This is a genomic window from Janibacter sp. HTCC2649 (genome assembly GCF_000152705.1).
GTDB lineage: Bacteria > Actinomycetota > Actinomycetes > Actinomycetales > Dermatophilaceae > Knoellia.
Genome location: NZ_CH672413.1, coordinates 1542559 through 1562742, shown reverse-complemented (window position 1 = coordinate 1562742; position 20184 = coordinate 1542559). Strand labels below are relative to the sequence as shown.

Annotated in this window: 17 protein-coding genes; 11 read left to right on the top strand and 6 right to left on the bottom strand. The window is 69.6% G+C overall.

Features of this window, described 5'->3' with window-relative positions; all coding sequences use genetic code 11:
* Positions 1-108 precede the first annotated feature (108 nt).
* The 3 genes from JNB_RS07345 to JNB_RS07335 all read left to right on the top strand — a co-directional run bounded on the left by JNB_RS07345 (position 109) and on the right by JNB_RS07335 (position 2810).
* Entirely contained in the window at positions 109-954 is an 846-nt protein-coding gene (locus JNB_RS07345; protein WP_009775803.1) for a PHP domain-containing protein, read from the top strand.
* Positions 951-1841, top strand: coding sequence for a formyltetrahydrofolate deformylase (gene purU / locus JNB_RS07340; protein ID WP_009775802.1), 891 nt, complete (start codon positions 951-953; stop codon positions 1839-1841). Before JNB_RS07345 ends, purU begins: the two co-directional genes overlap by 4 nt.
* 75 nt (positions 1842-1916) lie before the next feature.
* The gene (locus JNB_RS07335) at positions 1917-2810 is read left to right on the top strand and encodes a PD-(D/E)XK nuclease family protein (protein ID WP_009775801.1); all 894 of its coding nucleotides are present in this window, start codon (positions 1917-1919) and stop codon (positions 2808-2810) included.
* 5 nt (positions 2811-2815) lie between these two features.
* Here JNB_RS07335 and JNB_RS07330 read toward each other — a convergent pair whose 3' ends face one another.
* A complete protein-coding gene (locus tag JNB_RS07330) occupies positions 2816-3763 on the bottom strand; it encodes a hypothetical protein (RefSeq protein WP_009775800.1) in 948 nt (315 codons plus the stop codon).
* A 77-nt stretch (positions 3764-3840) separates the two neighbouring features.
* Here JNB_RS07330 and JNB_RS07325 point away from each other — a divergent pair, with 77 nt between their 5' ends.
* The 4 genes from JNB_RS07325 (at position 3841) to JNB_RS07310 (ending at position 6686) form a co-directional block, all read left to right on the top strand.
* Positions 3841-4221, top strand: a complete 381-nt coding sequence (locus tag JNB_RS07325) for a VOC family protein (protein WP_009775799.1) — start codon at positions 3841-3843, stop codon at positions 4219-4221.
* A 6-nt stretch (positions 4222-4227) separates the two neighbouring features.
* Positions 4228-4665 carry a VOC family protein gene (locus JNB_RS07320; RefSeq protein ID WP_009775798.1) on the top strand — a complete coding sequence of 146 codons (438 nt, stop codon included), beginning with the start codon at positions 4228-4230 and terminating at the stop codon, positions 4663-4665.
* A gap of 97 nt (positions 4666-4762) precedes the next feature.
* Entirely contained in the window at positions 4763-5545 is a 783-nt protein-coding gene (locus JNB_RS07315; protein ID WP_009775797.1) for a ParA family protein, read from the top strand.
* Between the two features lie 76 nt (positions 5546-5621).
* A complete protein-coding gene (locus JNB_RS07310) occupies positions 5622-6686 on the top strand; it encodes an NAD(P)-dependent alcohol dehydrogenase (RefSeq protein ID WP_009775796.1) in 1065 nt (354 codons plus the stop codon).
* Between the two features lie 72 nt (positions 6687-6758).
* On the opposite strand, the gene JNB_RS07305 is transcribed toward JNB_RS07310, so the two are convergent.
* Complete coding sequence (locus JNB_RS07305; protein WP_009775795.1) at positions 6759-8381, bottom strand: DEAD/DEAH box helicase; 1623 nt, start codon at positions 8379-8381, stop codon at positions 6759-6761.
* A gap of 199 nt (positions 8382-8580) precedes the next feature.
* On the opposite strand from JNB_RS07305, the gene JNB_RS07300 reads away from it, so the two are divergent.
* Positions 8581-9258 (top strand): ferritin-like fold-containing protein, encoded by a 678-nt coding sequence (locus JNB_RS07300; RefSeq protein WP_009775794.1) that lies wholly within the window; start codon positions 8581-8583, stop codon positions 9256-9258.
* Between the two features lie 184 nt (positions 9259-9442).
* Here JNB_RS07300 and JNB_RS07295 read toward each other — a convergent pair whose 3' ends face one another.
* From JNB_RS07295 to JNB_RS07285, 3 genes are all read right to left on the bottom strand, one after another.
* The gene (locus JNB_RS07295; protein WP_009775793.1) at positions 9443-9712 is read right to left on the bottom strand and encodes a GlsB/YeaQ/YmgE family stress response membrane protein; all 270 of its coding nucleotides are present in this window, start codon (positions 9710-9712) and stop codon (positions 9443-9445) included.
* 197 nt (positions 9713-9909) lie between these two features.
* Positions 9910-10134: a DUF3107 domain-containing protein gene (locus JNB_RS07290; RefSeq protein ID WP_009775792.1), complete on the bottom strand. Its 225-nt coding sequence runs from the start codon at positions 10132-10134 to the stop codon at positions 9910-9912.
* Between the two features lie 62 nt (positions 10135-10196).
* A complete protein-coding gene (locus JNB_RS07285) occupies positions 10197-10838 on the bottom strand; it encodes a TetR/AcrR family transcriptional regulator (RefSeq protein WP_009775791.1) in 642 nt (213 codons plus the stop codon).
* Positions 10839-10960: 122 nt separating this feature from the next.
* On the opposite strand from JNB_RS07285, the gene JNB_RS07280 reads away from it, so the two are divergent.
* From JNB_RS07280 to JNB_RS07270, 3 genes are read left to right on the top strand one after another with little or no spacing between them, the layout of a single operon-like run.
* Positions 10961-12151, top strand: a complete 1191-nt coding sequence (locus JNB_RS07280) for a ThiF family adenylyltransferase (protein ID WP_009775790.1) — start codon at positions 10961-10963, stop codon at positions 12149-12151.
* A 51-nt stretch (positions 12152-12202) separates the two neighbouring features.
* Positions 12203-15346: an ATP-dependent DNA helicase gene (locus tag JNB_RS07275; RefSeq protein WP_009775789.1), complete on the top strand. Its 3144-nt coding sequence runs from the start codon at positions 12203-12205 to the stop codon at positions 15344-15346.
* Positions 15343-18654 (top strand): ATP-dependent DNA helicase, encoded by a 3312-nt coding sequence (locus JNB_RS07270; protein ID WP_009775788.1) that lies wholly within the window; start codon positions 15343-15345, stop codon positions 18652-18654. The genes JNB_RS07275 and JNB_RS07270 overlap by 4 nt, the downstream gene beginning before the upstream one ends.
* Here JNB_RS07270 and JNB_RS07265 read toward each other — a convergent pair.
* Positions 18620-20182 carry a macrolide 2'-phosphotransferase gene (locus JNB_RS07265; protein WP_009775787.1) on the bottom strand — a complete coding sequence of 521 codons (1563 nt, stop codon included), beginning with the start codon at positions 20180-20182 and terminating at the stop codon, positions 18620-18622. The two genes, JNB_RS07270 and JNB_RS07265, sit on opposite strands and share 35 nt — an antisense overlap.
* Positions 20183-20184: the final 2 nt, after the last annotated feature.

Genomic DNA, 20184 nt, shown 5'->3' with positions numbered 1-20184 from the left:
CTCACCCAGCACTACGGGGGTATGCCGCAAAAGGTTGCCTCGCGCAGCGTTCGTCACCTTCGGTGTCGCACACCTCCCGTCCCGCAGGTGCCGCATAGGCTACGCAGCGTGAAGATCGACCTCCACGCGCACTCGACCGCGAGCGACGGGACCGAGAGTCCTGCTGAGCTCGTGGCCGCAGCCAAGGCGGCCGGTCTGACCACCATCGCGATCACCGACCACGACACGACGGCTGGTTGGGATGAAGCCGTCGAGGCGGCCATCCACGAAGGCATCGGTCTGGTCCGAGGCATCGAGATCTCGTGCAGCCGCGACTACCGCAGCATCCATCTGCTCGGCTACCTGCCCGACCCCGACGATCCGCGCCTCGCCATCGAGCTGGCGCGCGCTCGCGACAGCCGGGTGAGCCGCATGGACCGGATGGTCCAACGCATGGCCGATGACGGCATACCCATCACCATCGAGGAGGTGCGCGCGCAGGTGGCTCCCGGTGCGACCCTCGGTCGCCCCCACTTGGCGGACGCGTTGGTCGTCAGCGGCGTCGTCCCCGACAGGGACGAGGCGTTCCGCGACCTGCTCCACGACGGCAGCAAGTACTACGTCGGCCACTACGCCCCCGACCCTGTCGCTGCGATCAAGCTGGTGCGAGGAGCGGGGGGAGTGCCCGTGCTGGCCCACCCGTTCGCGATGCGCACCGCCACGATCAGCGACGAGATGGTCCAGGAGTGGGCCGCCGCCGGGCTGGGCGGTCTCGAGGCCCATCACCGTGACCACGAGCCTGCAGACGTCGAGCGCGCCATCCGCCTCGCCGAGCGCCACCACCTCGTCATCACGGGCAGCAGCGACTACCACGGCACCGGCAAGCTCAACCGACTCGGTGAGTTCACGACGGAGCCGCGTCAGTGGTCCCGTATCGTCGAGCAGTCTCACGGCGTGAAGGTGGTCCAGCCATGACTGAAAGCGTCTCCCGACGCATCAACCCAGGGGACGAGGGAGACCTCGTCCTCACTCTGTCGTGCCCCGACCGTCCGGGCATCGTCGCCAGGGTGACCCAGCACCTCTTCGAGCGGCAGGCAAACATCGAGGAGAGCCAGCAGTTCAGCGACCACCGCACCGGGCGCTACTTCATGCGCGTGCGTTTCGACACCGGTGACGCCAACGTTGACGTCGAGCGCTGGAGGAGTGAATTCGCTTCTGTGGCAATCGAGTTCGAGATGGTGTGGGAACTGCGCAGGGCGGTCACGGCATACCGGACGCTGTTGATGGTGAGCAAATTCGGACACGTCCTGAACGACCTCCTCTTCCGCTGGAAGTCGGGACAGGTCAACGCCGACATCGTCGGCATCGTCAGCAACCACCCCGACCTCGAGCCGATGGCCCGCTCCTACGGCATCCCGTTCCACCACATCCCGGTCACCCGTGACACCAAGGCCGAGGCAGAGGCGAAGCTGCTCGAGCTCGTCGCGGAGCACGACGTCGAGCTCATCACGCTGGCCCGCTACATGCAGGTGCTCAGCGACGACCTCTGCCGCCAGCTCGGTGGGCGCGTCATCAACATCCACCACTCGTTCCTCCCGAGCTTCAAGGGCGCGAAGCCCTATCACCAGGCCTACGCGCGTGGCGTCAAGGTCATCGGGGCGACGGCGCACTACGTCACGGCAGACCTCGACGAGGGTCCAATCATCGAGCAGGACATCCACCGCGTCGACCACCGCATGGACGCCGAGGACCTCGTCTCCGCCGGTGAAGAGGTTGAGTCACGCGTCTTTGCTCGCGCCGTGAAGTGGCACTGCGAGAGTCGTGTCATCCTCAACGAGGACCGCACTGTCGTCTTCAGCTGAGTCGGGCGCGCCCCTGTCTGGCGCGCCTGTGGATGACGTCCCGGCGCTGTCGGCGCGGGTGGCTAGGTTGGCACGGTGACCGAGGTGACTGCCGGGCGACCGGTCCAGAGCGAGTTCGCGGGCATGCCACCCAAGCTGTATGCCGCGAGCCCCTCCCGCTTGCTCGCTCACGTCGACTGCCCCCGGCGTTATCGCATGCAGTACCTCGACAAGCCGCGGCCCGAGCAGCGACCGCAGCGGGCGCACACGTCCTTTGGCCTCGCGGTTCACAACGCCTTGCGCGACTGGTGGGATCTCCCGCGCGATCGACGCACCGCGTCCGCCGGGCGTGAACTCGTGCGCACCTCGTGGATCGACGTGGGGTTCCGCGATCCGGAGCAGTCGATGGTCTGGCGCAAACGCGCGCAGGAGCACGTCGTCGCCTATCTCGGTGGAGTTGATCCCGATGACCCGCCGCGCGGGATCGAGCGCACGGTCTCGTTCATCAGTGGTGCCCTGCGGGTCACCGGACGCATCGACCGCCTCGACGACCGTGACGGCGAGCTCGTCGTCGTGGACTACAAGACGAGCCAGAAGCCGCTCAGCGACGATGACGCGCGCACGTCGCTTCCGATGGCCCTGTATGCCGCGGCCGTGTGGAAGATGTTCCGTCGTCCCTGTCTTCGGGTCGAGCTGCATCATGTCCCGTCCGGGGAGGTCATCTCGCACACCCACACGCCGGAGTCCCTGACCCGCAAGGTGGACGAGGCGAAGTCCATCGCTCGCGATGCCCAGCGGGCGGATGCCGACTTCGCAGAACGCGGGATCGAGTCGACGCTCTTCCCTCCGGTGGTCGGGCCGATCTGCACGTGGTGCGACTACCGCGCGCACTGCCCCGAAGGTCAGGCCGCTGGGCCGGAGAAGTCGGGGTGGGCAGCGCTCGAGGCGGCCGAGGCGGCTCAGGTGCCGCGTGTGGTCGAGGTCGACTGACCGACTCAGCCCGACAGTGGACGGAGTCGCGCCCAGATCTTGACGTCGTCCGGTGACAGCCAGGGCGCCACGACCCGGTGGATCTCGGCCACGGTGGCGGGGTCGGCCAGGGTGACGCCGACGCCGAGCTGCCCGTCCGGGCCGAGTCCGCTGCTCAGGCACTGGTGAGCGGGCACGGTGGCCGACATCAGTGCCTTCTGGGCGGCCAGCATGTTGGCGTGGGTCGCCACGTCTCGCTGCGCCACGCACAGGTTCCCGGCCCACAGCGTGCGCGCCTCGGCGTGGGCTCGCTCGGCGTCACCGGTGACGAGGACATTCATGGAGGCTCCTCGACGGCCTGACACCCAGGAGCCCACATAGCCGTCCATGGTCTCGAGATGTTTGCTCAGGGCATCCTTCGCCCTGTTGTCGGCCCGCACCCCCGACGCGCTGCTGTCGGCAGCACCGCGCAGAGGGTCGTCGCACAGCTGCGGGTAGGGGGTACGAGCGGTCGGTGCCTCCACCACCGCTCCGGCCGGTGGGAAGTCACTGGGCGGTCGTTTCAGGGTGAAGGTCCCGTCGGCGTAGGTCCCGGTGACGTAGACCGTGTCGATCCACGTGATGGGCCCGTGGACCGTCTCACCCGTGATGTCGGCCCAGTCCCAACCGACCAGGCCCACTCCGCCGGCGCACTGCGGCGGGTAGGACTCGAGAACAGCGCCGATGCACAGCACCGGTGCAGTAGTGGGGGAGGTCTGGATGACCATCGCTGACGTCCAGAGCTGGCTGGTGTCCGGAGCATCGAGAGCGGCACTCTTGGCGCCGGCAAGGGTGGGAGCAGCGGAGCTGCCGAGGGTCCCGGGGGTCCCGGGGGTCCCGCCGGCGCCGTTGCTTGCGTCATCGCAGGCAGTCAAGCCCGCCAGCGCCAGGACGCCAGCGCTCACGGTGGCGGCCAGTCTCGTGAACGACGTCATGAGCCTCAGACGGGGCAACCGGCTCATCGGTTCCGTGATCGAGTGCGGTTGTCGGTCCACAGTGCGAGGGTGTCGTCATGATCGACCACATCGGAATCACCTGCGCGGACCTCGATGCCGCGAAGCGCTTCTACGACGCTGTGCTCGGCACGTTGGGACACCGTCGCGTCATGGACTTCGACGTTGCCGTGGGCTACGGCAGCGAGGGGCCCGACTTCTGGCTGGCCAAGCCCGAGGTCGAGGGTCCCAACCGTGAGTCCCACCTCGCCTTCACCGCTCCCGACGTCGAGACGGTGCACGCCTTCCATGCGGCGGCCAAGGAGCTCGGCGCCGAGACGCTGCACGAGCCACGCCACTGGCCCGAGTACCACCCCGGCTACTACGCCGTCTTCGTCCGCGACCCCGACGGCAACAACGTCGAGGCCGTCTGCCACACGGCCGCACCAGCGGGGGAGTGAGAGCCCGTGGAGCAGCGTGTTTCCTTCATCACCCTGGCCGTGACGGACCTCGGTGCGTCCCGCCGCTTCTACGTCGATGGTCTCGGCTGGGAGCCGGAGTTCGAGGACCCCGAGGAGGTGCTCATGTTCCGGGCCGGACCCCTGACCGTCCTCTCGCTCTGGGACCGCGCCCACTTCGAGGCCGAGGTGGGTGCGCCCGCCCAAGCGGGCCCCGGTGTCGTCCCGATCACGTTGAGCCACAACGTCCACGAGCGTGAGCAGGTCGACGGCGTCCTCGCCGACGCGCGCGCTGCGGGGTCACCGGTGGTCTCGGATGGTGAGGAGCGCGAGTGGGGCGGCTACACCGGCTACTTCGCCGACCCGGACGGATTCCGGTGGGAGATCGCCTGGAACCCCGGACCCGTCGGCCAGCTCGTCCTCCCACCAGTGGGCAACACCACCTGAGCGAGCGCACGAGAAGCCGCCCGGGCCTGCGAGACTGGGGCCCGGGTCCCACGCTCTGCGTGGGCCGGCATACTCCCTCTTGTTGCAAGGATTCCTCGTGCCCCCACGCCAGCGTTCCACCGGTGCCACGATCATCGCCGTCGCCAACCAGAAGGGTGGCGTCGCCAAGACCACCTCGGTTGCCTCGCTCGGTGCTGCCTTTGCCGAGCTCGGCAAGCGCGTGCTCCTGGTTGACCTCGACGCTCAGGCCTGCCTGACGTTCAGCCTCGGTGTCGACCCCGACGCCGTGGAGGAGTCCGTCCACCACGTGCTCCTCGGCCAGGCCGAGCTCAGCGACGTCATCGTCACCTGTGAGGACGGCGTCGACCTCGTCCCCAGCTCGATCGACCTCGCCGGTACCGAGGCCGTGCTGCTCGGTCGCCCGGCCCGCGAATACGTCCTGCAGAGTGCGCTCGCGGACGTTCGCAAGGACTACGACGTCATCCTGCTCGACTGTTCACCGAGTCTGGGTGTCCTCACCCTCAACGCGCTCACCGCCGCGCAGGGACTCATCATCCCGATGCCGTGCGAGATGCTCAGCCACCGAGGCGTCGGCCAGCTGCTCGACACCGTCGCCGACGTCAAGAAGTTCCTCAACAAGAAGCTCAAGGTCATCGGCATCCTGCCGACCCTGTTCGACGGGCGCAGCAACCACGCGCAGGAGGTCCTCTCCGACGTCGGTGAGCGCTACGGCCTGCCCGTCCTGTCGCCGCCGATCCCGCGGACGGTCCGGTTCGCCGAGGCCCCGGCCGTCGGTCGCTCGATCCTCGCGACGTCACGCTCGTCCAAGGGCGCCCGGGCCTACCGCGAGGTCGCGAAGTCGCTGGTCCCGACGCTGTAGGGCGAGCGGTCGCCCGGGCCGGGTGAGCGGTCGGGACGGGTTTTTGACAGGGCCTCTACGGGGTTACGGTGGATTCATGCCCACCACGACATCCGCACTGTCCGTCCCGTCCGCCGGGGCACCCTTCCAGGCCGTCGAGATCGAGCGCCGTGACCTGCGCGACGACGACGTCCGCATCGACGTCGCCTTCGCCGGCATCTGCCACAGCGACATCCACACCGTCCGTGACGAATGGGGTCCGGCCCACTACCCGATCGTCACCGGCCACGAGGTCGCCGGCACCGTCAGCGCCGTCGGCAGCGCCGTGACCAAGCACAAGGTCGGCGACCGCGTCGGCGTCGGCTGTCTCGTCGACTCGTGCGCCGAGTGCGAGAACTGCAAGAACGGTCAGGAGCAGTTCTGCTCCAAGGGTTCCGTCGGCACCTACAACGCTCAGAACTACGACGGCGAGTGGGCCGCTGGCGGCTACAGCCAGCAGATCGTCGTCACCGAGCGCATGGTCGTCCGCATCCCCGAAGGCATCGAGCTCGACGAGGCTGCGCCCTTGCTGTGCGCCGGCATCACCACGTACTCCCCGCTGAAGCGGTGGGGCGCTGGCACCGGCCGCAAGGTCGCGGTCGTCGGCGTCGGTGGCCTCGGCCACATGGGCGTCAAGATCGCCAAGGCCATGGGCGCCGAGGTCTCGACCCTGTCGCGCTCCTCCGCCAAGGCCGACGACGCCAAGGTGCTCGGCTCGAGCAACCACATCGCGACGAGCGACGACGACGCCATGAAGGCGGCACGCGGCAGCTTCGACCTCATCCTCAACACGGTGAGCGCCGACCTCGACATGAACGTCTACCTGCGCCTGCTCAAGCCCAACGGTGCGCTCGTCAACGTCGGCCTTCCGCCGAGCGACCTCTCGGTCAAGCCGTTCAACCTCATCGGCGGCAACAAGGTGCTCACCGGCAGCAACATCGGTGGCATCGCCGAGACCCAGGAGATGCTCGACTTCTGTGCCGAGCACGGCATCGGCGCGACGATCGAGACGATCGACGCGAGTGACACGACGGCGGTCGACGCGGCATACGACCGCGTAGTTGCTGGCGACGTGCGCTACCGCGTCGTCATCGACACGAGCACGATCAGCCCCTCCGCCTGACAGCGACACAAGACGAAGGCCCTTCCCGTGGTGCGGGAAGGGCCTTCGTTTTGCGTATGCCGGGTGGCTGGGTCAGTCGGTCGCTGCGGCCGGCTTGCCGCCCTGGGTGCGACGACGGTTGCGGTTGCGACGCGGTGCTGCCGCACCCTCCGCGGCCAGGGCGTCAGCCGCGGCGCGCGGAGCGTCGGAGCGCGGACGGTCGCCATCGCGTCCGCCACGGCCGCCGTCACGCGAACCGCGTCCACCATCACGCGAACCACCGTCACGTCCACCGCGACCGCCGTCACGCGAGCCGCCGGACGGTCGACGCCCACCGGACTTGCCGGTCTCGCCGAGGTCCTCGAGCGTCTCGGCACCGAGGCCTGCGCGGGTCTGCTCGGACTTCTTGAGGCGGCCCTTGGAGCCGACCGGGATGTCCATCTGCTCGTAGAAGTGGGCGGACGAGGAGTAGGTCTCCTCGGGGTCCGGGATTCCCAGGTCGAGGGTCTTGTTGATCATCGTCCACCGGTGCAGGTCGTCCCAGTCGACGAACGTCACGGCGATACCGGTCTGGCCGGCGCGGCCGGTTCGACCGATGCGGTGGACGTAGGTCTTCTCGTCCTCGGGGCACTGGTAGTTGATGACGTGGGTGACGTTCTCGACGTCGATGCCACGCGCGGCGACATCGGTGGCGACGAGGACGTCGACCTTGCCCGAGCGGAAGGCGCGCAGCGCCTGTTCGCGGGCGCCCTGGCCGAGGTCGCCGTGGATGGCGGCGGCCGCGAAGCCGCGCTCGGCGAGGTCGTCGGCGACCTTGGCGGCGGTGCGCTTGGTGCGGCTGAAGACGATGGTCAGGCCGCGACCGTTGGCCTGCAGCATGCGGGCGAGCATCTCGACCTTGTCCATCGCGTGTGCGCGGTAGACGTGCTGGGTGATGGCCTTGACGGTCTGCGAGGTGTCACCCTCGCCCTCCTGCATCGCGCGGATGTGCGTCGGCTGCGTCATGTAGCGACGGGCCAGTGCGACGACGGCGCCCGGCATGGTGGCCGAGAAGAGCATGGTCTGGCGGCCCGGCGACGTCATGGCGAGGAGCTTCTCGACGTCGGGGAGGAAGCCCAGGTCGAGCATCTCGTCGGCCTCGTCGAGCACGACGGTCTTGGCGTGCGACAGGTCGAGGTGACCCTGCTTGGCCAGGTCGATGAGGCGGCCCGGGGTGCCGACGACGACCTCGACACCCTTGGTCAGGGCGTCGATCTGCGGCTCGTAGGCGCGGCCACCGTAGACGGTGAGGACGCGGATGCCGCGGGCCTTGCCGGCCCGCTCGAGGTCGGCGGACACCTGGACGGCGAGCTCGCGGGTCGGCGCCACGGCGAGCGCCTGCGGCTTGCCCTTGTGGACAAAGCCGTCCCACTTGTCATCGCCGCGGGCGATGACCTTGTTGAGGAGCGGGATGCCGAAGCCGAGCGTCTTGCCCGTGCCCGTCTTGGCCTGGCCGATGATGTCGTGGCCGCCGAGGGCGACGGGGAGGGTCATGGCCTGGATCGGGAACGGCGTCGTGATCCCGTGCGCGGCAAGCGCCGAGACGATGTCGGGGTGGATGGCGAAGTCCGAGAAGGACTGGACCTCGGCCGTGGCCTGCTTGGTCGCCTCGATGGCTGCCTCGTCGGGGATCGCCTCGGCGGTCGGGTCGACAGGGAGGGTTGATGCGTCTGTCATGGGAACTCTCTGATCGGCGGCTTCACGCGGGTGAGGCTCGTCGCCGCTGTGGCGGGCCGATCGGAGTTCTTCGGGTGGGCTCTCGTGAATGAGAACCTCACAGAGGTGTTCGTCGTGCCGACCGGGCACCGTGGACCCCTTCAGCCTACCGCGCTGGATGCCGTCCGCCCGCCGCGCCCGGGTCGCTAGGCTGCGCACCATGGAGACCACGGGCACAGCGGGACTGGACGACCCGGCATACAGGGCAGCAGTTGTCGACCTGCTGGGAGTCCTGGCCTATGGCGAGCTGACGGCCTGCATTCGGATGGCGACGGACTCGGACCTCGCGCCCTCGCTGCGGATCAAGGCCCAGATGGCCGGGTTCGCGGCCACGGAGTACCGGCAGTACGAACTGCTCGTGGACCGCCTCACCGCGATGGGCGTGGACGCCGAGAGCGCCATGCAGCCGTTCGTCACGCCGTTCTCGGCGTTCCACGACCGCACCAAGCCCAAGAGCTGGGTCGAAGGGCTGATCAAGGCCTACGTCGGCGACGGCATCGCCAAGGACTTCTATCGCGAGATGGCCAACTTCGTCGACGCCGAGACGCGGGCGGTCATGGACCACGCCCTCGACGACGCCGGTGCTGGCGACTTCATCGTCTCTGTGGTCCGTGACGCCATCCAGACCGACCGCACTGCCAGCGGGAAGCTCAGCCTGTGGGGTCGCCGTTTGCTCGGTGAGGCCCTCAGCCAGGGCCAGTCCGTCGCCGTGGAGCGAGACGCCCTCACCGGCCTGCTCGTCGGCGGGGGAGCGGACCTCACCGCCATCGGGCAGATGTTCACCCGACTGACCGACCGCCACAGCCAGCGCATGGCCCGGCTCGGCCTGTCTGCCTGACGAGGCGAGCTCACTACGTGCGACGCACGCTCAGTTGCTCGTTCCTCGCAAACGCGCACATCGCACGTAGTGAGCTCTCCTCCTCCACCTCAGGACCTCGCTGACGTCTGGGCAACAGGGAAGGCCCCGATCCTCATCAGAGGATCGGGGCCTTGGCCGTGATGCTGAGTCAGGCGCTGAAGCGTCAGACCTGCTTCTTGTTGGTCGCCATGCCGTAGCCCACGATGAGGAGGGCGGCAACGACGATGCCGGCAAGGAACGGGATGAACTGGAATCCGCCGTTGCCGTTGCTGTAGCCCAGCTGGTAGACGAGCCAGGTGGCGATGAGGGAGCCGAGGATGCCGAGAATCACGGTCACCACGACGGAGATGGTCTGCTTGCCCGGGAGGACAAGGCGAGCCAGTGCTCCGATGATGGCACCGACAATGATGGCGCCGATAATGGTTCCGATCACGGGAACCGCTCCTTTCTGGCCCTGACGGGCGAGAGGTAAGTCACCTTGTTGGTGACCTTGACGCATTGACCCTATGCCACATTTTGCGTGGAGCATGCACAGCGGGCGGCCCATTTCGCCACGACGCTGCTGGTCATCGCGGCAGGTCAGGCCCTATTTTGCGATCACGTCGGCCGATGGTAGGGGCCGTCGCGCCGTCAGATCTGACCGAAGCCGACCTTGCTCTTCTCGGACTCTCCGACCATGACCCAGCCGAGGGCGCGTCCGGGCACGAGGAGCTCGCGGCCCTTGGTGTCGGTGAGGCGCAGGATGCCGCCGTCGGTGAGGGCAGCCGCGATGGCCTTGGACACCTCTGCGGGCGAGGCGTCGGTCTCGATTGCGATCTCGCGTGCGACGTTCTGCACGCCGATGTTGACCTCCACGGTCAGTCACCTTTCGTTCGTGGGGGTCGCCCGGCAAGAGCCGAGCGACCTTTCACGAGAGGCTAACCCTGAGCGGGTTCAGATCGTTCCCCGCCCACCATGGGCAGGTAGCCGATGCCGCGCCACATGAGCTGCGTGACGAGGGCAGCGGCCTCGTCACGGTCGAGGTCGGACTCGGCCGCCAACCAGTGCCGTGCGGTGATCTGGGACATGCCGGACAGGCCCGTCGCCAGGAGCATGGCGTGCTCGTCGGGGATGCCGGAGTCGTGCGCGATGACGTCCGCAATGGCCTCGGCGCAGGCGAGCTCGAGGCTGTCGAGGCGGGCACGGACCTGGGGGACGCCGGTGAGGTCGGACTCGAAGATCATCCGGAAGGCCGCGCCCTCGCGCGAGACGAAGTCGAAGTAGGCGCTGATCGTGGCGCGGACACGGTCCAGGTTGTCCTCCGCGGGCTCCTGCATGGCCGCCCGAACCAACTGCTCAAGGGTGTCGCAGTGCTCGTCGAGGAGCGCAAGGTAGAGCTCGAGCTTGCCCGGGAAGTGCTGGTAGAGAACCGGCTTGGAGACCCCTGCGTGCTCGGCGATGTCGTCCATCGCGGCCGCGTGGTAGCCCCGCTCGACGAACACTGCCTGCGCCGCCTCGAGGAGCTGTGCCCGGCGCTCTGATCGGGGCATGCGCTGTCCGCGGTGAGTGCTGGTGTCCATGGGAGTCCTGTCTGGGCTTCGCGTTCGTGTGGTGCGCGTCATAGTACGGAACGCCGGAGTCGGGCGGGTGCGCTCCGACGTATCGTGGCCGGGTGGACGCCGTGGGCAGGACAAGCGGGCGTATGCCGCTCGCACCAGTCGGCGAGGAGCTCTCGCCTCCCGAGCGGACGCGTTTTGCCCGCCACGTCATCCTTCCCGGGATCGGTGACACGGGACAGCGCCGCCTGCGAGCGGCCCGGGTCCTCGTCGTCGGTGCGGGGGGACTGGGGTCACCGATCCTGCTGTATCTCGCCGCTGCCGGGGTGGGGCAGTTGACGGTCGTTGACGACGACGTCGTCGAGTCGACCAACCTCCAGCGCCAGGTCGTGCACGGTGTCGCCGACGTGGGTCGACCCAAGGTCGACTCTGCCGTTGCCGCTCTGCGGGCCCTGGCACCGGACGTGGCCGTGACACCGGTGGGGCAGAGGCTCACTGCCGACAACATCCTGGCCCTCGTCGCCGACCACGACGTCGTCGTCGACGGAGCCGACAACTTCCCGACCCGCTACCTCGTCGGTGACGCGTGCGCCCGACTCGGCGTGCCACACGTGTGGGGTTCGGTCTATCAGCACGACGCCCAGACCAGCGTCTGGTGGGCCGGCGAGGGGCCTTGCTATCGCTGTGTCTTCCCGACGCCTCCGCCGCCCGGAGCCGTGCCGTCGTGCTCGACGGGTGGGGTCCTCGGCGCGTCGTGTGGTGCCGTCGGGTCGGTCATGGCGGAGGAGGTCGTCAAGTTGCTCGTGGGCGGCGGCGAGCCGCTCGTGGGCCGACTCCTGCTGCACGACGCGTGGCGTCAGGAATGGAGCACGCTCAAGGTCGCGGCCGACCCCGACTGTGTCGTGTGCGGCGCAGCAGCGGACCCTCAGCGCCCTCTTGGCATCGAAGAGGAAGTCGCACTCGAGTCCGAATCCGCTTCTGCCGCAGGCGAACCCGCACTTCCATCGATCTCCGTCGCAGCCCTGGCCCTCCGGCTGCGTGACCGCGACGCGGGTGCTGATGCGTTCGTCCTCGTCGATGTCCGTGAGCCCGGCGAGCGCGAGGTGGTGACGATCCCGGGTGCCGTGGCGGTGCCGTTGGCGCAGGTGCGTCACGGCGAAGGTGACGGACTCGCGCACGGCGCGGACGGCATACCCACGTTGGTGTATTGCAAGTCCGGGGCCCGGTCCGCGGAGGCCGTTCGGCTGCTGCGGCAGCGGGGGGTCGACGCCATCGACGTCACCGGCGGCGTCCTGGCCTGGGTGCGCGATGTCGACCCGAGCCTGTCGACCTATTGACGCGGCGCAGGGCCGAGCGCTGATGTCGGTGCGGCGTGATGGGATCGGGACGTGCTGACCCTCCGACGTGCCGTGACCGCCGAGACCGTGGTGCCGGTCCTCGACGCAGTGCAGCAGTCGGTCGTCGACTGGCGCGGAACCGGCGTCCTGCGGGTCCTCGGCGCGCCCGGCACGGGCAAATCCACGATCGCCGTCGAGCTCGTGGCAGCCCACGTGGCCGACGGGGTCCGCCCCGACCAGTGCCTGCTCCTCGCCTCATCCAGGCGCGATGCTGCCCGGCTGCGCGACCAGGTGACGGCGCGCGTGGGCGGCACGTCGACCGAGCCGCTGGCGCGTACCTTCCCGTCCTTCGGGTTCGGAGTCCTGCGAGCGGCGGCTGCACTCGACGGAGACCCGCCGCCTCGACTGCTCAGTGGCCCCGAGCAGGACGTCGTGCTGCGCGAGCTGTTGGCCGGACACGCCTCGGGTGAGAGCGTCGGCCCCCGCTGGCCCGAGCGGGTCAAGCTGGCGCTGCCGACCAGAGCCTTCCGGGCGGAGCTGCGCGACCTCCTGATGCGCGCCGTCGAGCTGGGTCTCGACCCGGACGATCTCCTGGAGCTGGGGGTGCGGCACGGGCGCGATGAGTGGGTGGCGGGGGCCGAGCTGCTGCGTGAGTACGACGAGGTGACGGCGTTGCTGACGCCCGGAGCCTTCGACCCTGCCTGGATCCTCGGAGCGGCAGCCAGTGCTCTTGCGGGTGACGACGACCTGGCGCGATCGCTCACCGCAGGGCTGCGCCTCGTCGTCGTCGACGACGCGCAGGAGATGACGCCAGCGGCGCTGCGCCTGCTCGAGGTGCTGAGACACGTTGCCCCCGCCGCCGGCATCGTCCTCATCGGCGACCCCGACAGCGCCACCCAGACCTTCCGTGGTGGTGACCCCACCCTGCTGGCGCGCGAATGGGCCGTCCTCGGTGACGGGCCGACGGTCGTCCTCCCGCGCAGCCATCGCCTCCCTGAGGGGTTGCTGAGCGTGACCAACGCCGTCGCAGGACACATCGGCGTGCTCGGCGACGTGGCCCATCGCAGGGCTGAAGCCTGCGTCGAGGGGGGCTCGTCCGAGGTGCACCTGCTGCGGTCGGCAAGTCAGGAGGCGGGGTTCATTGCTGCCCGACTGCGGGCGGCCCACCTGCTCGACGACGTGCCGTGGTCCGACATGGCCGTCATCGTGCGTGGGCAGTCCCGCAGCGCGGGGTTGCGGCGGGCCCTGCAGTCGTCGGGAGTGCCGGTGAGCGCAGCCGAGGCGGAGCTCCCGGTGCGTGACGAGCCCTCGGTGAGACCGCTGCTCACGCTTCTCCAGGTGGTCGCCGACCTCGCCCTGGGGCGCGCTGAGGACGTGCCCGTGGACGTCGCTCTCGACGTGCTGGTCTCGCCCCTGGGGGCCGCTGACCCGGTCGAGCTGCGACGCCTGCGACGAGCACTCCGCCGAGAGGAGCTCGATGCCGGCGGCTCGCGCACCAGCGACGAGCTCATCGCCGAGGTGTTGTTGCGCCCCGCCGTCCATGACCGCCTCGGGATCGAGGGTCGGTCCGTGCAGCGCATCGGACGGATGATCCGGGCCGGGGTCGAGGCCTGCGGTGCCGTTGAGGGTGAGTGGGGTCCCGGTGTCAGTGCCGAAGGCATTCTCTGGGCCATGTGGGACGCCTCCCGGCTCGCGGGACAGTGGCGCGAAACCGCCCTGGGTGGTGGTGCCGCGGGTGCCCGCACTGATCGTGATCTCGATGCCGTCCTGGCTGTGCTTCGCGCTGCCGCGACCTATGGCGAACGTCTGCCGGGCTCCTCGCCCGAAGCCTTCCTCCAGCACGTGCTCGGGCAGGACGTGCCCGGCGACACCCTCGCTGCCCGGGCCCCGACCGGCGAGTCGGTCTCGCTGCTCACGCCCCAGTCGGCGGCGGGGCGACAGTGGCCGCTCGTTGTCGTGGCAGGGGTCCAGGAGGGGTCGTGGCCCGACCTCAGACTGCGCGGCTCGTTGTTGGGGTCCCAGGACCTCGTCGACGTGGTGCGCGGTCGTGCGGGTGGGCACCGCGCCGCGCTCGCTGCCGTGCGGCACGACGAGACCCGCCTGTTCCACGTGGCTGTCTCCCGTGCCAGTCGATCACTTCTCGTCACGGCGGTGCGCAGTGAGGACGAACAGCCCTCTCCCTACCTCGATGTCGTCGATCCTCTGCCCGATGATGCGGACCGCCGTGAGGCCAGTGACTGGGCGCGCCCAGTGACTCTGCCGGCCCTCGTCGGTGCCTTGCGTCGTGATGTTGTCTCCGACGACATGCGCCGTCGAGGAGGTGCCATCACGGGTCTGGCCCGTCTCGCCCGTGCCGGGGTCCCCGGCGCCGATCCTGCCTCGTGGTGGGTGCTCCACGGGCTGTCCGACGAGCGACCTCGTCGTGGACCTGCGGACCCGGTGCGGGTCGGGCCGTCGGCCATCGACGGCTTCACGTCCTGTCAGCTCAAGTGGGCGCTGACCAAGGTCGGGGGCGACGGTCCGATGATCGGGCAGCGCGACATCGGCACGCTCATCCACGAGATCGCCGCCGAGGGCGACGCCGATGCTGCCACCATGCGCGCAACCCTGGACGAGCGTTGGCCCCGACTCGGGCTGCCCCAAGGGTGGTCCACCGACCTCAAGCGTCGCCAGGCCGAGGGCATGGTCGACCGGCTCGCGCGCTTCTTCGACGAGAACACCGCTGTGGGATGGCAGCGCCTCGCCGCCGAGTCGCGGATGAAGGTCGAGCTCGGGCGCATCGTCCTGAGCGGCACGGTCGACCGCCTCGACGTCAGCCCCTCGGGCGAGGTCCGGGTCATCGACTACAAGACCGGGTCGAGCAAGCCCAAGGCGTCGGATGTGCCACGGCACGGGCAGCTCGGCGCCTACCAGTTGGCCGTCATCGAGGGTGGGTTCGAGGACGTCGAGGTGCCGCAGTCCTCATCGGGTGCTGCGCTGCTCCACGTCGGCAAGGCCGCAGGCAAGGCGACAACCATGCAGGTGCAGCCACCCCTGGCGGAGGACGAGGATCCCGGCTGGGCGGAGCGCCTCATCGTCGACACCGGTGAGCTCATGGGCGGGGCGACGTACGTGGCGACGCCGAGCGACGACCTCTGCCGCACCTGTCCGGTGCGCAGTTCGTGCCCGGCCCAGCCCGAGGGGAGGGCCCTGTGAACCCAGCGACGGCACCTGCCGCGACGGAGGTGCGCTGGTCCGCTGCCGCCGTCGCCGAGGCGATCGGGCTGCCACACCGTCCCACGCCTGAGCAGACTGCCGTCATCGAGGCGCCCCTTCGCCCCTTGCTGGTCATCGCGGGGGCCGGGTCGGGCAAGACCGAGACCATGGCTGCGCGAGTCGTCTGGCTCGTCGCCAACGGCTTCGTCGAGCCGGAGGACGTCCTCGGACTCACCTTCACGCGCAAGGCAGCGACCGAGCTCTCCGACCGCATCGGCAACCGTCTCGCGCAACTGCGTCGAGTCGGTCTCTGGACGCCCCAGGAAGTTGACGGTGCGCCCTCGCTCGGAGCGGCAGTGAGTGTGTCGACCTACCACTCGTATGCCGGTCGGCTGGTTCGCGAGCACGGCCTGCGGTTGGGCTACGAGGCCGACACGCGACTCCTCTCGGAGGCGGCCGCCTGGCAGACGGCGCACGAAGCCGTGGTGCGCTACGACGGCCCGATGGACGAGGTCGACAAGGCCGAATCCACCGTGACTGCGGCCGTGGTGGACCTCGCAGGCGAGATGGCGGAGCACCTGCAGACGCCCGAAAGCGTTGCGGCACACTTGGATCGGGTCATCGAGCATCTCGAGCAACTGGAGCGCGGCGACACGAAGAAGCGGGTCAACCCGGTGGCCGGTGAGCTCACGAACCTCCGGTTGCGCCGAGCCGTACTGCCCATCGTCGGCCGTTACGCCGAGCTCAAGCGCAGCCGGGACGCGATGGACTTCGCCGACCAGATGGCACTTGCCGCCCAGCTCGCGATGACCTTCGACGACATCGGTGCGATCGAGCGCGCGCGGCACCGGGTGGTCCTGCTCGACGAGTTCCAGGACACGTCCGAGGCGCAGCTGGCGTTGCTCAAGGCGCTCTACGTCGCGCCCGGTGAGACCTCGGCAGTCACCGCCGTCGGCGACCCGCACCAGTCGATCTATGGCTGGCGGGGGGCGAGCGCGACGACCCTGACCCGCTTCGCGGTGGAGTTCGGTGACCCGGACCCGGCGCAGAAGCTCGACCTCTCGACGAGCTGGCGCAACGACAGCGCCGTGCTCGCCGTCGCCAACCACCTCGCACAGCCCTTGCGTGCCGCGTCGCGGGTGAAGGTCGAGCCCTTGGCCTCACGCCCCGGTGCGGGAGTCGGCGCCGTCGAGGTCGCGAGGCTGACCACCGCAGCAGACGAGGCCGACCACATCGCGCGCTGGCTCGCGACCCACCGTTCACGAGGCGCCGTCAGCGCCGCGGTGCTCTGTCGCAAGCGAGCCGAATTCGCCACTGTGACAGCGGCATTGGAAGAACACGGCATACCCCACGAAGTTGTCGGTCTCGGAGGTCTCCTCCTCACGCCGGAGGTCGAGGACGTCGTCGCCCTGCTTCACGTCGTCCAGGACCCGGCGCGTGGCGACCATCTGGTCCGGCTCCTGTCGGGCCCGATGATGCGGCTCGGGATCGCCGACCTCGACGCCCTCGCCGCGTGGTCCCGCGTGCAACAGCGGCTCCGCGGCGGGGCAGTGGCACGACACGAGAAGGACCTTGCGCCGGATGCCGCTAACGCGCCGAGCATCATCGAGGCCCTCGACTCCCTGCCTCCGCGCGGCTGGGTGGGTGACGAGGGCGAGCGACTCTCGGACGTGGCCCGCGACCGCCTGGCCGGCCTCGCGGCCACCGTCCGCCGCATGCGCGGGCTCACCTTCCTCCCACTCGCCGACCTCGTCCTCGAAGCAGAGAAGGCGCTCGGACTCGACATCGAGGTCCTGTCGCGACCTGAGTACACGCCGGCCGCAGCCCGGGCCCACCTCGACGCGTTCGGTGACGTGGCAGCGCAGTTCTCGCAGAGCGCCGACCGGGCCACGCTCGGTGGGTTCCTCGACTGGATCAAGGCCGCGATCGACGAGGAGCGCGGGCTGGATCGCGGCTACGCCGACGCGACGCCCGATGCGGTGCAGGTCATGACGATCCACGCGGCCAAGGGCCTCGAGTGGGACGTCGTCGCCGTGCCCGCCCTCGTCGAGAGCACGTTCCCGGCGCACAACCTCCACTCGCCGAGCTTCAAGGACGGGCAGTGGCGCATCTCGGCGCCCAAGGACAAGGGCTGGCTCGCCGGCCTGCAGGACGGGGGACTGCCCTACGAGTTGCGTGGCGACCGCGACGGTCTGCCCGAGTTCGGCTGGCGCAGCGCCGTCGGGTGGGATGAGCTGGCGGCACGGCTCGAGGAGTTCGCCGTCTCCGGTGGAGAGCACGCTGTGGCCGAGGAGCGTCGCCTCGCCTATGTGGCGGCCACCCGCGCCCGTCATGCCCTGCTGCTCACGGCGAGCGTGTGGAGCCGGCCGAAGACCCCACGAGTGACCTCACGCTTCCTCGACGAGGTCAGGGAGCTTGCCTCCGTGGAGGGCTCGCCGGTCCGCATCCTCGAGTGGGTCGACCTCCCCGTGCCTCCCGAGGACGGGTCGCCACTGGTCAAGCCGGGCACCGAGGACGGTCACGAGTTCGTCTGGCCGGTTGACCACCTCGGCCACCGTCGGGTCCGAGCCGACGCGGCGGCGCGGGCGGTCACGGAAGCCTCCGAAGGGCCCGAGTCGACGTCGGCGACGGTCGGGCCGTGGGCGCGCGAGCTGGACCTGCTGCTCGCCGAGCGCGCGAGGCGAGCGTCACGGCACGACGACATCGTCGAGCTGCCTTCGCACCTGTCCACGTCGTCACTCGTGGCCTTCGCCACCGACCCCGAACGCTTTGCCGCCGAGCTCCGTCGCCCCATGCCGTCGGCTCCCGCCCAGGCGGCGCGCCGGGGTACGGCCTTCCATGCGTGGATCGAGGAGCACTACGCAAGGGCCGCGATCGTCGACCTCTTCGACCTCCCCGGCAGTGCCGACGAGGACCCCATGGGCGACGCAGAGCTGCCAGCCATGCGCGAGCGCTTCCTCGAGAGCCCCTGGGCCGCTCGAGAGCCGATCGAGATCGAGACGGCGCTCGAGACCGTGGTCGACGGAGTCGCCATCCGCGGGCGCATCGACGCCGTCTTTGCCGACGTCGAGGGCTCCGACTGGGTCATCGTCGACTGGAAGACCGGTCGCAAGCCCTCGGGAGAGGTCGCGAGGATGCGCGCCCTGCAGCTCGCGGCATACCGGATCGCCTGGGCGCGACTGCGAGGAGTCGACCCGCAACGGGTCAGCGGAGGGTTCTACTACGCAGGCACGGGTGAGACGGTCTGGCCGGTCCTCGCGGACGAGGCCGAGATCAGCGACCTTCTCGGGGGAGTTCCTCGGGCGTGACCTCGGGCTGGGCGGCTCGACCCGTCGCCAGCCCGGGGATGGGTCGAGTGATGGTCAGGTCCTCGACCTCGTCCTCGTCGTCAGCTGCGGGGGCGGGCTCGGTGTCGGGCTCACCAGCGGCCTCGTCATCGGGACCTCCGTCTGCAACGGGGGACGGAGCAAAGGTTCGCGGCGTCCACGCCACTTCGTCGTCGTGGGAGGCGTCCTCGATGACCGACTCCAGGTCGGCATCGTCAATGTCGTCGACATCATCCTCGTCGTCCTCGTCCTCGTCGTCCTCGTCCTCGTCGGCGGGACCGGACTCCTCGACCTCGTCGTAGTCGAGGTCCAGTCCGAGGCCGGACGTCGAGACCGGAGGAGTGGGACCGGTGGTCTCTGAGTCCTCCGTGGTCTCGGAGGTCTCGGTGGGCTCTGAGTCCTCGATGGTCTCGGCGAGCTCGACTGCTTCGGTCACCGGTGTGGAGGCGCCATCAGTGCCCGACGGCTCGAACTCGACCTCCTCCTCCTCGTCGTCTTCTTCTGCGACCGCTGGTGGGGGAGTGGCGCGGCCTCGCAGAGCGACCGGGGTGAGCGAGGTGCGGCGGTAGTCGTCGGTGGTGTCCTCCGTGTGCACGTCCTCGTCGAGTCGGCGCAGACGGCTGGACAGTCCCTCGATGGCCGCGGCATCGCCACGCGAGTCGGCCCGCATGAGTTCGCGCAGCACGGTCAGCTCGGCGGCAAGACGCGCCCGCACCAGGAGGTTGGGGTCGGGGCGTTCGACGCGAGCGTGCGCATAGGCCTCGAGAACCGTCTCGAGAGTCGCCGGGTCGGTCTCATCGACGAGGGCTGCGAAGTCGTCAGCCGGGTCGGCGACCTTGGCGTCCTCCCAGCCGGTGATGCCCCTGATGCGGCCGGAGGAGGCATCGGAGTCGTCCTCGAAGACCGCGAGCACCTGGTCGCCGGTGAGGTCTCCGTGGGTGGCCGTCGGGGCGAAACGCCACAGTGCGACGTCCTCGAGGGCGTGCTCCCAGCGCGCCAGCAGGGCCGTGGGGACGCGCCCCGACTCGGCGGCGCGGTCGAGCTCGGCCAGCCGGCGCCGGCGATACGAGTCGGTGTCGTAGGTCGGCATCCCGGCCTCGTCGAAGAGGCGAGGGTCGGTGTTGTGCAGGGCGGCGATGGCTCGGCCCAGCTCGGCGGCCGGGCCGGCGCCTGCGGGGAGCGACTCGAACGAGAGGTTGTGTCCCGGCAGGTAGGCATAGATCATCGCGCGGCCGCCGGTCTTGAGCTCGACGAAGCCGCGCGGTGCCGGAACCGTGAAGGGCAGTCGTCGCGCGAGCAGCTGCAGCAGGGTGACCGTGAGGTCCATCCGGGCCGCCGCCAGTTCGTTGCGCGGAGCCCGCACGACCCATCGGCGGTGCTCGGTGTCCTGGACGAAGGCGACGTCGTAGTCCTGGTCCGGCACGCTCGGCAGGGCCTCGACGCTCACCGGGTCCAGCCCGGGCACGCCGGCGCTCGCGACGGCCGCTAGAAAGGTCGGGGTGAGTTCCACCC